The 12,519-nt window shown below is 63.1% G+C and carries 14 protein-coding genes and 1 tRNA gene; 4 read left to right on the forward strand and 11 right to left on the reverse strand.

Annotated elements, in window-relative coordinates; all coding sequences use genetic code 11:
- Positions 1-25 precede the first annotated feature (25 nt).
- Complete coding sequence (locus OQF70_RS01945; RefSeq protein WP_280535545.1) at positions 26-460, forward strand: dual specificity protein phosphatase; 435 nt, start codon at positions 26-28, stop codon at positions 458-460.
- 31 nt (positions 461-491) lie between these two features.
- On the opposite strand, the gene OQF70_RS01950 is transcribed toward OQF70_RS01945, so the two are convergent.
- Together OQF70_RS01950 and OQF70_RS01955 are read right to left on the reverse strand one after the other, a co-directional pair.
- A complete protein-coding gene (locus OQF70_RS01950) occupies positions 492-962 on the reverse strand; it encodes a cupin domain-containing protein (RefSeq protein WP_280535546.1) in 471 nt (156 codons plus the stop codon).
- A 151-nt stretch (positions 963-1,113) separates the two neighbouring features.
- Positions 1,114-1,341, reverse strand: a complete 228-nt coding sequence (locus OQF70_RS01955) for a hypothetical protein (RefSeq protein WP_280535547.1) — start codon at positions 1,339-1,341, stop codon at positions 1,114-1,116.
- A gap of 152 nt (positions 1,342-1,493) precedes the next feature.
- Here OQF70_RS01955 and OQF70_RS01960 point away from each other — a divergent pair, with 152 nt between their 5' ends.
- The gene (locus tag OQF70_RS01960; protein ID WP_280535548.1) at positions 1,494-2,459 is read left to right on the forward strand and encodes an arsenic resistance protein; all 966 of its coding nucleotides are present in this window, start codon (positions 1,494-1,496) and stop codon (positions 2,457-2,459) included.
- A 176-nt stretch (positions 2,460-2,635) separates the two neighbouring features.
- Positions 2,636-3,505 (forward strand): Dam family site-specific DNA-(adenine-N6)-methyltransferase, encoded by an 870-nt coding sequence (locus OQF70_RS01965; RefSeq protein ID WP_280535549.1) that lies wholly within the window; start codon positions 2,636-2,638, stop codon positions 3,503-3,505.
- Positions 3,506-3,587: 82 nt separating this feature from the next.
- Here OQF70_RS01965 and OQF70_RS01970 read toward each other — a convergent pair whose 3' ends face one another.
- From OQF70_RS01970 to OQF70_RS01985, 4 genes are all read right to left on the reverse strand, one after another.
- Positions 3,588-5,228 carry a hypothetical protein gene (locus tag OQF70_RS01970; protein WP_280535550.1) on the reverse strand — a complete coding sequence of 547 codons (1,641 nt, stop codon included), beginning with the start codon at positions 5,226-5,228 and terminating at the stop codon, positions 3,588-3,590.
- A gap of 117 nt (positions 5,229-5,345) precedes the next feature.
- A complete protein-coding gene (locus OQF70_RS01975) occupies positions 5,346-6,371 on the reverse strand; it encodes a restriction endonuclease (protein ID WP_280535551.1) in 1,026 nt (341 codons plus the stop codon).
- A gap of 124 nt (positions 6,372-6,495) precedes the next feature.
- Positions 6,496-6,921, reverse strand: coding sequence for a DUF6884 domain-containing protein (locus OQF70_RS01980; RefSeq protein WP_343218142.1), 426 nt, complete (start codon positions 6,919-6,921; stop codon positions 6,496-6,498).
- A 57-nt stretch (positions 6,922-6,978) separates the two neighbouring features.
- Complete coding sequence (locus tag OQF70_RS01985) at positions 6,979-8,175, reverse strand: orc1/cdc6 family replication initiation protein (protein WP_280535553.1); 1,197 nt, start codon at positions 8,173-8,175, stop codon at positions 6,979-6,981.
- A gap of 873 nt (positions 8,176-9,048) precedes the next feature.
- On the opposite strand from OQF70_RS01985, the gene OQF70_RS01990 reads away from it, so the two are divergent.
- The gene (locus OQF70_RS01990) at positions 9,049-10,089 is read left to right on the forward strand and encodes a DNA cytosine methyltransferase (protein ID WP_280535554.1); all 1,041 of its coding nucleotides are present in this window, start codon (positions 9,049-9,051) and stop codon (positions 10,087-10,089) included.
- Positions 10,090-10,189: 100 nt separating this feature from the next.
- On the opposite strand, the gene OQF70_RS01995 is transcribed toward OQF70_RS01990, so the two are convergent.
- From OQF70_RS01995 to OQF70_RS02015, 5 genes are all read right to left on the reverse strand, one after another.
- Positions 10,190-10,264 (reverse strand) — tRNA-Val (locus tag OQF70_RS01995).
- Between the two features lie 91 nt (positions 10,265-10,355).
- Entirely contained in the window at positions 10,356-10,622 is a 267-nt protein-coding gene (locus OQF70_RS02000) for a hypothetical protein (RefSeq protein WP_280535555.1), read from the reverse strand.
- 248 nt (positions 10,623-10,870) lie between these two features.
- Positions 10,871-11,404, reverse strand: coding sequence for a cob(I)yrinic acid a,c-diamide adenosyltransferase (locus tag OQF70_RS02005; RefSeq protein WP_280535556.1), 534 nt, complete (start codon positions 11,402-11,404; stop codon positions 10,871-10,873).
- A complete protein-coding gene (locus OQF70_RS02010) occupies positions 11,401-11,640 on the reverse strand; it encodes a glutathione S-transferase N-terminal domain-containing protein (RefSeq protein ID WP_280535557.1) in 240 nt (79 codons plus the stop codon). The genes OQF70_RS02005 and OQF70_RS02010 overlap by 4 nt, the downstream gene beginning before the upstream one ends.
- 126 nt (positions 11,641-11,766) lie before the next feature.
- Positions 11,767-12,477, reverse strand: coding sequence for an ABC transporter ATP-binding protein (locus tag OQF70_RS02015; RefSeq protein WP_280535558.1), 711 nt, complete (start codon positions 12,475-12,477; stop codon positions 11,767-11,769).
- Between the last annotated feature and the right edge of the window lie 42 nt (positions 12,478-12,519).

Raw genomic sequence — 12,519 nt, forward strand, 5'->3', positions numbered from 1 at the left:
GGTCGGCCGAATCCGGTGACGAACGATGGACCGAGTGGCCACCGATCTGTTCGTCGGCCCGATCGAGGACGCGGGCGATCCGGATGCGCTCCGGGACCGCGGCATCGACCGGATCGTCTCGCTCACGCATGCGGCCCCGGACGGCCCCATCCCGGAGGGGATCGCCGTCGTCGACGTTCCACTGCGGGACGGGCCGCGACACGATCCCGAGGCGTTCCGCGAGGCGGTCCGCGCGGTCATCACGGGGCGCGACGCGGCCGAGCGCGTGCTCGTGCACTGTTCGGCCGGCGCCTCGCGAAGCCCGGCGGTCGTCGCCACGGTGATGGCGATCCGGGACGGGATTCCCCTCGAGACCGCCTTCGAGCGGATCGCCGAGGCTCGCCCCGCGATCGATCCGCATCCCGCGCTGGTCCGTCGGGCCGTCGCGGTCCGCGATCAGGGGCAGGACCGCAGTCAGTGACCGCAGTCAGTGACCGGGACGCGACCGGCGCTCAGAGCGCCGACTGCGTCCCGCACTCGGGACACTCGACGCCCGGCTGGCCGTCGATCATCGCGAACGCGAGGTAGTCGCTGTCGCCACAGGTCTCACAGGGGCCGGCGATCCGGACGTCCGTCGACTCCTGGGGCGTACCCATCGCGAGCGCGCGGAGGGGGGCGTCGGAGTCGTTGCGACCCTGCTGGTACTCGCCGGGATCGAACCGGACGAGCTGCCCCTCGCCCACGGTGACCGTCTCGGTCTCGGCGGTCGGGCCCGGCGCCGTCTCGAAGGTGGCCTCGCCCTCGAGCACGAGGAACGTCTCCTCCTGGTCGAGGTGCGTGTGGAGCCCGGCGGTGAACGCCTCGCCGGGGTCGAGAGCGTAGTAGTTCATCGCGAAGTCGTCCGCCCTGAGGGCGTCCGCGACGCTGGCGCGATTCTGCGGGCTGTCCTCGGCACCGAGGTCGTCGACGTCGATCGTGTCCATTGCGGCTCCGGATTGGGTCGGGTGCGTGAATAAGGTACTGCACGATGGCGGGGTGGCGTGTCGGTGCTGGACACGCGACGCGAAAGAGGCGCCACACGAAAGACGCTCGACACGACGGACGCGGTCACAACGCGCTCCCGCCTCGCCCCGGCTAGCAACAGCCGTCGGCGGCGTCGTCGGGCGTCCACGCACACGCGTCGTCCGTCGTGAGGTCGTTCGCGTCGATGAACGCGGCGAGGCAGGCGTGGTTGCAGAAGTACGTCGGCGACCCGCAGTCGTCCTCGCAGTCGCGGACGCAGATCGGGTCGTGGTCGAAGATGCGCGACCCGCAGTAGGCACACGGTTCGTCCGCGTCGGGCGTCGTGACGGTCGTCGACATACCCCGTGATAGGCGGCCGTCACGGAAAACGGTTCTCGGGCGTGTGGGTCGGCAGCGAACCGACTCAAGGACGCGTGCAGACGGCGACGGGACGACGACGGAACGACGACGGAGCGACGGCGGTTTCCCCGCGGGTACGAAGAGGGAGGTGAATGGACGCGAACCCGTGGCTCCAGCGGCACCAGGTCGCCGTCTACGCGGTGGCGGTCGCGCTGGCCGTCGGCGTGGGAAGCGGTCGCCCCGGAACGGCCGTCGTCGTCGAACGGCTGATCGATCCCGTGTTGGCGGTGTTGCTGTACGTGACGTTTCTCGAGATCCCGTTCGTGCGGCTGCGGCGGGCGGTCACGAACGGGCGGTTCATCGCGGCCGCGCTCGGGATGAACTTCCTCGTCGTTCCCGTGGTCGTGTGGGCGTTCATTCGGGTGCTCCCGCCCGAGCCGGTCGTCCTCGTCGGCGTGTGTCTGGTGCTGTTGACGCCGTGTGTCGATTACGTCATCACCTTCACCGACCTGGCGGGCGGCGACGCCGAGCAGATCACCGCGACGACGCCGGCGTTGCTGTTGCTCCAGCTCCTGCTGCTGCCGGCGTACCTCTGGCTGTTTCTGGGTGCCGACGTCGCGGCGGCCATCGACGCCCGCCCGTTCATCGAGGCGTTCCTCCACCTCATCGCCATCCCGCTGCTGCTCGCGTGGGGAACCGAGGCCTGGGCGGCGCGGTCCCCGCGGGGCCGATCGTGGCAGCGGACGATGGGCTGGCTGCCCGTGCCGATGCTGGGCGCCACGCTGTTCGTCGTCATCGCCTCGCAGCTCCCGCGGGTGGCCGACTCGATCGGGCGGATCGCCGCCGTCGTGCCGGTGTACGTCGCGTTCCTCGTCGTGATGCCGGTGCTCGGGCGGGTGGCCGCCGGGCTGGTCGGGCTGGACGTCGGCGAGGGCCGCGCACTCGTGTTCACATCCGTCACGCGAAACTCGCTGGTCGTGCTTCCGCTGGCGCTGGCGCTCCCGGCGGGCTACGAGCTCGCCCCGGCGGTCGTCGTCACGCAGACGCTCGTCGAACTGTGTGGGATGGTCGTTCTCACGCGGGTCGTCCCGGCGTGGCTCGTTCCGGGGCCGGTATAGTCCCCTCTCATTCGGAGAGATAGTTCCGACGGAGCGCATAAGCTTCGCAATCTCGTCCCGCAGTGCATCGATGAGGAGTTGTGTCCGGGATATGTCGAGGAGGTCAGCAACATGATCCGCTCGCTCGATGAGCGACGGAGTAGGTTTTTGTCGCAGACCGAGGAACCTCGATCCGAATGGCCGAGCCGATCCTGAAGTGGGCGGGCGGGAAACGCCAACTTCTCGCGGACATCACCGGACTCTTTCCGCGGACCTACGAGACGTATCACGAACCGTTCGTGGGTGGTGGCGCGGTGTTCTTCCATCTCGAGCCCGACGCGGCGACGATAAACGATCTCAACACGCGACTGACGACCTTTTATGAGGTCGTTCGAGACCACCCGGAGGAGTTGATCGACGAAAACCAGACGCACGAACACGCCGAGACGTACTACTACGACGCACGCTCGGAATTCAACGGGATTCGGTCAGGAGAGGATCTGACGCCCACGGATCGGATTCGCGAGGCGAGCCTCCTGTTATATTTAAACCGAACGTGTTTCAACGGGCTCTATCGGGAGAACAGCGACGGGGAATTCAACGTCTCCTTCGGGAGATACACCGATCCGGACTGGGTTCGTGGACGGGAAATCAGGGCGGTATCACGCGTGCTTCAGGACGCCACGATTTATAATACCGACTTCGGCTACGTCCGCGAGGAAGCGACCGCCGGAGATCTGGTGTATTTCGATCCGCCCTACGAACCCGTGTCGAAGACGGCCGACTTCAATTCATACCACGCCGATGGATTCGATCGCGACGACCAACGTCGACTGCGTGACGTCGCGGTTGAGCTGGCCGAGCAGGACGTCGCCGTGATCGTTTCGAACTCGCCGCCGGTCACCGAGCTGTACGAGGACCACGATGCGTTCGACGTCACGTACGTCGAGGCGACGCGAGCGATAAACAGCGATGCGACCAATCGCGGCGAGGTCGCGGAGGTTCTCATCACGAGCGTTCCATCGAACGAGCGACGTCGACGAACGCTTTCGGACTTCGGGGCGTGAGAGTACGGCTTCCTGGAACGGCGTCTCTTTTAAAGCTCCAGTATGGTGAATGACGCGAAAGTGTTCCTAATAAACGGTCAAGCTAGGAGAACTCCATCTCGAGTAAGTCGGCAGCTGCATCGACGTCGAAGAACTCCGAACCATAGAACACCGACAACGGGAGTTCGCGATCGTCACTCGCATACTCGTCTTGCCACAGTTCTGCAAGCCCTTTGAGATCGGCCGCACGGACCAGGCGGATGTCCTTGCCGATCTGCATCTCCAGCTGTTCCGCATTCGTCGCTGCCCGATCGGTGAAGTCCGGCGCAATGATCAGGAACCACTCGACGTCGTGCTGTTTGGATTTGGTGTCGATGTAGCTCTTGATCTTGCTTCGTGCGTCGCTCCCGAGTTTGAACTGCTCCCGTCGCCGTTTATTATCCCACAACAGCCACCGCCCGTCCTGCTCGATCTCGCCGTCAGCGACCATTCCGGTTGCCTTCTGTCCCAGTTGATTCACGCCCTCGAGATCGAATGCCTCACGGAAGATCTCGCCAGTCGCCTCCTCGAACAGAATGTCGAGCTTCTCCTCGGCGTTGTCGGCATCAACGAGGTCCTGTAGCTGTGGTGGAACCTGATTGACGGCCCCATCAGCGATCTCCTCGTAGGCGTCGATGTACAGATCGACCGCAGGTTCGCCCTGTTCGACGGACTTCTGGGACTGTTCGAAGTATTCGATGATCGCCGAGACCATCTCCTCCGTCCTTCGCTTGTGTGCATCGAGGCCGTATCGATCGACGATATTCTTGAGTTCCTCCTTTTCGACGACCTCCTTGAGGAGTTCGCTGGGATAAATGCCAGCCTCGGCGATGTTCTCACGTCGGTTCTCGTTTCGACCGTAGTTCTTGCCCTCGACACCGAACTGCTCGCGGGCGTCGATCAACACCGACTGTCGATCGAACACGTCGAGGGTCTCGAGCATTGCCAGCAGGTTCTCCTCGGACATTTCGTAGTACAGCCAGCCGCGAACGACGTCGATGTAGTCCTCCGGAATGCCCACCAGTTCGTTGACGTCCTCCTCGTTCACTTCATAGACGAGTGCCTGTTCTTGCAGCGACCAGAGTCCTTTTTCGATCGTGTCGAGTGCGTGCTCCGGGCTATCCGAGCGGGAGACCTTCGGAAACCGTCCAATGGCGGCGAGGCGTTTGAAAAAGTCAAGCCAGGTGTAGTATTCGTGCTTGCTCTCCTGTGCCCGGTTGTGCAGCTCGAAGTAGCTGTACACCATATGTAACTCGGAGTCGTCGATCTGGTTCTGATAGTCCACCGCAGCCTCCGCTAGATGACGAAGATCGTCGGTCTCGGCGAAGGAATCCTCGTCATATTGTTCGATGAACGAGTGTTGCCAGTCCTGAACCGCCTCCAGCAGGTTTTCCTTTGTCATACTGTACCCTGGTTGCTGGATGAGCTGCCGGAGAATGCCGTACCGAATGACGAGTGCCTGATACGGAGAGTCGTTGATCGAGGTGAGACGTGGTGGCGTGAAATCGTTCAGTTCCGTTCTGAGACGCTCAGGCTCCGCAAGTGCGGGGGCGTACGTCTCGAGATACGCCTCTCGATCGTCAAATCCGTCGTGCTTGAACTCCTCCGGGTCGAATGCATCCGTCTTGGCCTTCGTGTCGCCCTTGATGAACCGTTTCCGTTCGTAGCTGTTCCAGTCCACATCGATGAGATCGCTGAGATGCATATCCAGTTTGATTGGTATCATTACACAATAAATTACGCGTCGAGGACTCTTACTCCGGAAAACGCCGTCAATTACGGTGATAGTGCTTAGAAGAGACGGCGAACACTCCCTGACCAACTACTCCACTAACACGTACTCCTGATCCGGACCCCGCCCTGACGTCCGTATCTCCGGGAGCAGACTGAGCCATTCGCCAACGGTGCGTGCTCGGCGATCGGTGGTCGACGCGGAGAGCTCGGTTTCAGCAGCGATGACGTCAGCAATATCACTCCGCAAAATCGTTCCATCAGCCTCCAACTCGTTGTACACACGCGAGATTATCTCCACGTCGCGAAGTTGTCGATATAAAAGGTCGTCAGCGGCGTCCTGATCCCCGCGATCGAGATAGGCGAGATATTCCTCCCCGGTTCGCGTGAGTCCCCAGCGACGAAGGTCGTGGTCGTCGATCGTCACCTGCTCGTCCTTATGAAGGAACCCGAGGAGCCACGCGGCGATCGCGTAATAATCGGACTGTCGAGGGTCAAACGTGTCCGCCTCATTGGTCCGGACGTACTCCGTGATCGCCGGCTTGACGTCGGCGCCGGCATCGACGGCCCTGAGGACGGTACGAACGATGTCGAAGTTGTCCGCCTGCGGGACTTCCAGGGAGGGAATGACGTCGTCGCGCTCCGGCTTCTCGAACGCCTTCCAGAAACCCGGATCGAGATCGTACGAGCCCTCGTCCTCGACGACGCCGATCTCGCTGCTGACCATAATGCCAGCGAGATGGTCGCCATCGATGAGCCGGATATAGTCGCGTTCGGCGCTGTCGACGGCGCCGGACGTGAACGACGAAGTGGTGATGACGGTCCCGATATGGTAATTCTGGTCGGAAAGTGCACCTTTAAAACCCCGAATCGTCCGTGCGCCGACGGTGTTGCCCGGTGCGTACTGTTTGGCCTGCACGCCAAGTCGGGCGTGAAACAGGTCGCGGTCGATGACGGCGTGAACGTCGATCCCGCCGTCACCGCGAAACGGCGTAAGTTCAAGGTCTCGAGTCCGTTCGGACCGTTCGATCACCATCTTGCAGAGCTGTTCGAACTGCTCGTGATCGATCGTCAGTCCCTGATCGAGCAGTTCGGCTTTCGCCGTCGACCGCTTCATTCGCGATCGACGTTCTCGTGTGGAGTAAAAAAAGGCACCTCCGTGACAGAGATATCGATATCCGATTATGAGACGGCGATCACCGTATCGTTCGAAATCCGATTACTAAGGCGGGATCACACGTTCACCCGTGCTCGTCGTACCACGCGAGCGTCTCGCCGAACCGCAAACCGTCGGTAGGTGTCTCGACGTCAACCGGCGTGTCCGCCAGCAGTGGCAGGAGTTCGTCGTAGTAGTCTCGCCCCGCGTGAAACACGAGACGAACGTCGTCATCAATGAGGTCCTCTTTATAAAGCTGGATGAGAACCGTTTCCGCCCAGTCACGTTTTCGGGTGATCCGTGCGCCGGAGAGCGTTTCGTCATACGGCTCAATGGACTGCCCCCGTGGTTCGAGGAGATGATGTTTCGCGGAGAGTACGTACCAGCGATCGTGGGTCGACTCGGCGTACTCGCGTGCCTTGCGGAAGAACGTCGATTCCATATATAACTCAGCAGGTTGTGCATCTCGTTCGCGTTTGCGCTTTGTACAGCTGATGAGTCCGACTTCCATAGACCTAATTCGAACATTCGTCTACTAGAGCCACGCTTCGCCCAGCTTCAACGATCGTCAGGCCGATTTGCACGCCTCGATGACGAGTTCCGGTGCGTCGACGAGTTGATTGACGGTGTGGGCGCCCTTACCCTTGCCACGTCCTTTTCGATCCTGTTCGATCAGGGACAGAAACGCGAGTTCCGAGAGCAGATCGCGGACCCGACGGATCTTGAGTGGATCAGTTCCCTCGCGTTCGCAGACGACTTCATAGGCCGAGTACACCTGCTTCGAGGGGATCATCGCATCGGGGTCGGCCGACTGTTGGGTTTGCAGTGCGAGCCCTTGGAGGAGATATTTCGAGTGCTCCGGTTGTTTCCCGATGAGTTCGGCCAAGCGGGCCTCTTCCTCACGCTCGTGTGCTTCGTCGACGTACGTGACTCCGACCCGGTCATCGTCGTGTTCATCGGCGATTTCCCCGGTGTATCGCAGGATATCGATCGCTTTCCGGGCGTCCCCGTGTTCTTTCGCTGCAAGCGCTGCGACCTTCGGGATCACGTCGTCAGCAAGGACTCCGTCCCGGAACGCATCCGCCCGTGAATCGAGGATCGCACGAAGCTGGTTCGCATCATACGGCGGGAACACGAAGTCACGTTCCGACAGGCTGGATTTGACGCGTTCGTTGAGCGACTCTTTATATCGGATCTTGTTGCTCACCCCGATGATCCCGAGCGTGCTATCACTAACCTTGCCAGCTTCCGCCGCTCGCGACAGTTGCATCAGGATGTTATCGTCTTCGAGCTTGTCGATCTCGTCCAAAATGACGATGCCGACATCGAGACGGGCATCGAGTATCTCCCAGAGACGACGGTAGTAGTCCGACGTCGAGACGCCCGACGTGGGGACCGTTACTCCGGTCTCCTCGCGATCGTTGAACGAGTCGGCGATCGTTCGAACCGCCTGCGTCTCGGTCGAATCCTGCAGGCAGTCGATATACGCGACCTCAACGTGAACGTCGTTTGCAGCGGCAGCCTCGGTCAGATCCTGTGTGATATATTTCGAACAGAGACTTTTGCCCGTCCCCGTTTTCCCGTATATCAACACGTTGTTCGGCGTCCCGCCTCGTTGTGCGTCCTTGATCGCGTTTGCGAGGTTGGTGAGTTCCTCTTCGCGACCGATGATACGATCACCCTCCGGGAGGTGACTGACACGAAGAAGCTCCTTATCGGCGAAAATGGGATCCGGCTCCCCAAAGAATGACTCCGTAGTACCCATACGAAGCGACACTCGCCCACTCCATATTAACCTTCCCAACCGGGTTGCCGCTGTAAACAAAGTCCGCTATGGTACTGCAGAAATTTGTGCCGCTATAGTAACCCGATTTAGCCAGATGTCGAGAAGAATATATCTGATTCAAACCCCGGATTGCCGCTGTATAGTATATACTGGGCTCTCACACACCCCGGATTGCCGCTGTATGCCGTGGGTAGGGTCTACTCCACGAGAAGCGGTCGTGTCGTCGGCAAAACGGGACGTAGAGACGGTCATTCGAGGTGAACGAACCGAATACTCGACGAAACTGAACCACGAGTTCGTGTGTTCGACGCCGAAACGAACCGGCGTCTCAATACGCCGAAATTGTACTACGGTAACATACACCAGACACAGTAATAACGGTTCTGATCAGTATGGATTGGTGAACGATGCGTTCGTTGAATACTGGGTTTGGTGGATGAACAGTACACGTCGATCGAGTATGCGTCGGTCGAGTACACGTCGGTCGAGTACACGTCGGTCGAGTACACGTCGATCGAGCGTGATCGATGTCCGATCGAGACGCCACGCTGGCGACAAACCCCTCCACTCAGACACTCGCTTACAGCGGCAACGTGGGGTAACCCACACCCCACAGCACCGTGACCGTCCCACACTCCGGATCATCGTCCTCGCCGGGAGTGTACTCGTGGGCCCCGGCGATCGGCGACCGTGGAACGACGATCGACCTCGACGGGTAGCCGTGCTGCGAGCGGTCTCGATCACGCGGTCGCCGTCGACCCACGACGCGATCGCGCACCTCAACCACACGATCGCTTAACTATCGCCATACCGAACCGGTAGAGGTAACCCGACCTCACGAGTGGATCCCGTATGCCCACGTCCGACCTCGATCTCGGTACCGTCCGCGTGCTCGATCTCTTCTGTGGCGGCGGCGGCCTCTCGGAGGGGTTCCTCCAGGCCGGCTACGACGTCGTCGCCGGCGTCGACGTCAGCGAGGACTTCCTGGCGACCTACGAGCACAACCACGAGGACGCCCTCGCGATCCGGGCGGACCTCGCGTCGGTCGAGCCCGCCGACTTCTTCGAGGCGCACCCGATCGACCCCGAGACGATCGACGTCGTCATCGGCGGCCCGCCGTGTAAGGGGTTCAGCATCGCGGGCCACCGCGATCCCGACGACGAGCGCAACTCCCTCGTCGGCAGCTTCATCGACTACGTCGAGTACGTCCAGCCGGCCGTCTTCGTGATGGAGAACGTCCCCGGGATCACCTCGATGGAGGACGGCGACACCCTGCGGTCCATCCTGGCGGGCTTTGCCGACGCCGGCTACGACACGACGCGCTACGAGACCCTGAACGCCGCGGACTACGGCGTCCCCCAGACGCGTCGCCGGGTGATCTTCGTCGGCCGCCGCGACGGCGAGCGCCCCACCTTCCCCGACCGCACCCACGGCCCCGCCGAACAGGCCACGCTGACCGGCGACCGGCGCCCGCCCTACGTGACCGTCGCCGACGCCATCCTCGACCGGGATCTCGAGGACCTCGCGAACACCGAGACCACGGACCACTCCGCGGACATGGTCGACCGGATCGCCGACGTCGAGCCCGGCGAGAGCCTCTATGAGAGCTACGGCGACAGCTGGCGCCGGCTCGAACCGGACGAGCCCGCGTTCACCATCAAGGAGAACCACAACGCGCCGTTCATCCACCCCGAGGAGGACCGCGTCGGCACCGTCCGCGAGTGCGCCGTCCTCCAGTCGTTCCCCGACGACTACGTCTTCCAGGGCGCAAAGAGCACGCAGTTGAAGGTCGTTGGCAACGCCGTTCCCCCCGGGCTCTCGAACGCCATCGCCGAAGCGATCGCCGCCGACGTCGCCGCAGTCCGGCGGGGCCAGCCCGTTGCGGACGGGTGAGGAACCAGCCCGATCGACACACCGGAACCGACCTCACGACTGCGCCGCCGGGCAACCAACGCGGCTGCTCGTCGTCTCGTGATCCGGGGACGAAGGGAAATGGGCTGGCCAAGATTTGAACTTGGGGCCTGCTCCGTGTGAAGGAGCCGTCATAACCGGACTAGACCACCAGCCCGCTATCGACCGATAGCCGGCGTTCCGACTTAAGGATTACCTTGTCGCGCGCTCCGTCGGCGACGATCGGTCGGCAAAGCGGTCGTCGATCGCTATGCGGCGTCGCCGTCGCCACGGGAACTGTCGACCGCCTCCCGGAGGGACGCCGACGCCCCGCGGGCCGTCTCCGCGGCGCGCTCGCCGGTCTCGACCAGGTCGCCCCGGATCGCCTCGACGCGGGAGGGCTCCGGCTCCTGCTCGACGCCCGCCAGCTCGCGGGCCCGCTCCGCGACCGGCTCGAGTTCCTCCTTCACGCCCGCCGCAGCGTGGTCGACCGCGCGTCCGAGGTAGTACCGTGCATCGTGGAAGTGCTTGCTCATACCTCCCGATAGGGGGCCGACGGATATAGTCCTTGTGGCGACAACAGAATCCTGATCGCGGGAGGGCGTCCACGATCGCGAGCGGACGTCGAAGAACGAGCCGGCGTCGACACCTCGACCACCAACGGCGTCGACACCTCGACCACCAACGGCGTCGACACCTCGACCACCAACGGCGTCGACACCTCGACCACCAACGGCGTCGACACCTCGACCACCAACGGCGTCGACACCTCGACCACCACGCGTCAGTACGTCGGCGACTCCTCGGGCTCCTCCTCGCGGGCGTTCACCACGCGCGCGAGCGTGAACAGCGCGTCCGACAGGCGGTTCAGGTACGCCACCACGGCCTCGTCGACCGGCTCCTCGCGGGCGAGCGCGACCGTGCGCCGCTCGGCCCGCCGAACCACGGCGCGAGCGTGATGGAGCCGCGAGCCGACCTCGCCGCCGCCGGGAAGGATGAACGACTGCAGCGGCGCCAGTTCCTCGGAGAGGACGTCGATCCGGTCCTCCAACGCCGCGACGTGCTCGTCGGTCACGCGCGGGTCCTCCGCGTCGGGATCGGGGTTCGCGAGGTCGGCCTGGACGACGTGGAGGTCGTTCTGGATCCCGGCGAGCGTCTCGTCGACGTCGGGGTAGCCCGTCGGGCGGGCCGTCCCGATCAGCGCGTTCGCCTCGTCAACCGTGCCGTAGGCCTCGATGCGGGGATCGGTCTTGGAGACGCGCTCCATCGTGCGGAGGTCGGTTTCCCCGGCGTCCCCGCGTCCGGTGTAGATCTTCACGCGAGGGTCCGCTCCACGTACTCGAGGATGTTCGCGCTCTCGGCCATCGTCACGCCGCGCTCGTCGTCGACGAGCACCGGCACGGCCCGCTGACCGCTCACGCGTTTCACCTCGTCGCGCGTCGAGTGGAGCCCCTCGACCCACTCGGTCCGATACTCCAGGTCCGCCGCCTGCAACGCATCGTGGACCTTCTCACACCACGGACAGCCCTCGAGGGCGTACAGCGTCAGTGCCATACGCGCCGTTGGGCCCGCGGGCCCATCAAGCTCCCGCCGGCCGGTCCCGATCGCGAGCTCCGGCGTTCCGGCCCGATCGTGCTTCGGGCGTTCCGGCCCGGTCAAACTCCCGCCGTGTCGTTCGGATCAGGCCCCGCCGAGATAGAGATCCATCACCTCGTCGCTCTCGAGCAGCTCCGTACCGGTCCCCTCGAAGCGGTTCTCGCCCATGTCCAGGACGTATCCCCGGTCGGAGACGCGCAGCGCCTGCTTGGCGTTCTGTTCGACCATCAGGATCGCGGTCTCGGTCCCGTCCCGGATGTCGACCAGCCGGTCGAACATGTCGTCGACCAGGTCGGGCGCCAGTCCCGCGGAGGGCTCGTCGACGACCAGGAGGTCGGGGTCGACCATCAGCGCCGAGGAGAGCGCGAGCATCTGCTGTTGGCCGCCGCTCATCGATTCGGCCCGCTGGTGTTTCCGCTCCTCCAGGATCGGAAACCGGTCCCACACCTCCTGGAAATCCGCCTCGGTCACCTCGTCCTCGATGTACGCGCCCATCTCCAGGTTCTCCTTGACCGACAGCGTCGGGAAGACGTTGCCCCGCTGGGGGACGTAACACATCCCGAGCTCGCTGACGGTGTCGGCCCGGCGGTCGGTGATATCCTGGCCGTCGAAGCGAACCGTCCCCTCCCAGCAGTCGATGAGCCCGTAGATCGCCTTGAGAAGCGTCGACTTGCCAGCCCCATTTGGGCCGATGATCGTCACTATCTCCTCCTCGTCGGCGTCGAGGTCGACGCCGTGGAGGATCGTCGCGTCGCCGTATCCGGAAACTACGTCCCGGGCTTCGAGTAGTGCCATATGTGTGTCGTGTCGCGTCGTGTCGGTTACCTCTTCCCCCTG

The organism is Halopenitus sp. POP-27 (assembly GCF_029889855.1).
Classification (GTDB): Archaea; Halobacteriota; Halobacteria; order Halobacteriales; family Haloferacaceae; genus Halopenitus; species Halopenitus malekzadehii.

What these genes read in the sequence shown, in the direction of transcription:
- OQF70_RS01945 (WP_280535545.1), top strand. Translation starts at nt 26, where the DNA reads ATGGACCGAGTGGCCACCGATCTGTTCGTCGGCCCGATCGAGGACGCG.
- OQF70_RS01950 (WP_280535546.1), bottom strand. Translation starts at nt 962, where the DNA reads ATGGACACGATCGACGTCGACGACCTCGGTGCCGAGGACAGCCCGCAG.
- OQF70_RS01955 (WP_280535547.1), bottom strand. Translation starts at nt 1,341, where the DNA reads ATGTCGACGACCGTCACGACGCCCGACGCGGACGAACCGTGTGCCTAC.
- OQF70_RS01960 (WP_280535548.1), top strand. Translation starts at nt 1,494, where the DNA reads ATGGACGCGAACCCGTGGCTCCAGCGGCACCAGGTCGCCGTCTACGCG.
- OQF70_RS01965 (WP_280535549.1), top strand. Translation starts at nt 2,636, where the DNA reads ATGGCCGAGCCGATCCTGAAGTGGGCGGGCGGGAAACGCCAACTTCTC.
- OQF70_RS01970 (WP_280535550.1), bottom strand. Translation starts at nt 5,228, where the DNA reads ATGCATCTCAGCGATCTCATCGATGTGGACTGGAACAGCTACGAACGG.
- OQF70_RS01975 (WP_280535551.1), bottom strand. Translation starts at nt 6,371, where the DNA reads ATGAAGCGGTCGACGGCGAAAGCCGAACTGCTCGATCAGGGACTGACG.
- OQF70_RS01980 (WP_343218142.1), bottom strand. Translation starts at nt 6,921, where the DNA reads ATGGAAGTCGGACTCATCAGCTGTACAAAGCGCAAACGCGAACGAGAT.
- OQF70_RS01985 (WP_280535553.1), bottom strand. Translation starts at nt 8,175, where the DNA reads ATGGGTACTACGGAGTCATTCTTTGGGGAGCCGGATCCCATTTTCGCC.
- OQF70_RS01990 (WP_280535554.1), top strand. Translation starts at nt 9,049, where the DNA reads ATGCCCACGTCCGACCTCGATCTCGGTACCGTCCGCGTGCTCGATCTC.
- OQF70_RS02000 (WP_280535555.1), bottom strand. Translation starts at nt 10,622, where the DNA reads ATGAGCAAGCACTTCCACGATGCACGGTACTACCTCGGACGCGCGGTC.
- OQF70_RS02010 (WP_280535557.1), bottom strand. Translation starts at nt 11,640, where the DNA reads ATGGCACTGACGCTGTACGCCCTCGAGGGCTGTCCGTGGTGTGAGAAG.
- OQF70_RS02015 (WP_280535558.1), bottom strand. Translation starts at nt 12,477, where the DNA reads ATGGCACTACTCGAAGCCCGGGACGTAGTTTCCGGATACGGCGACGCG.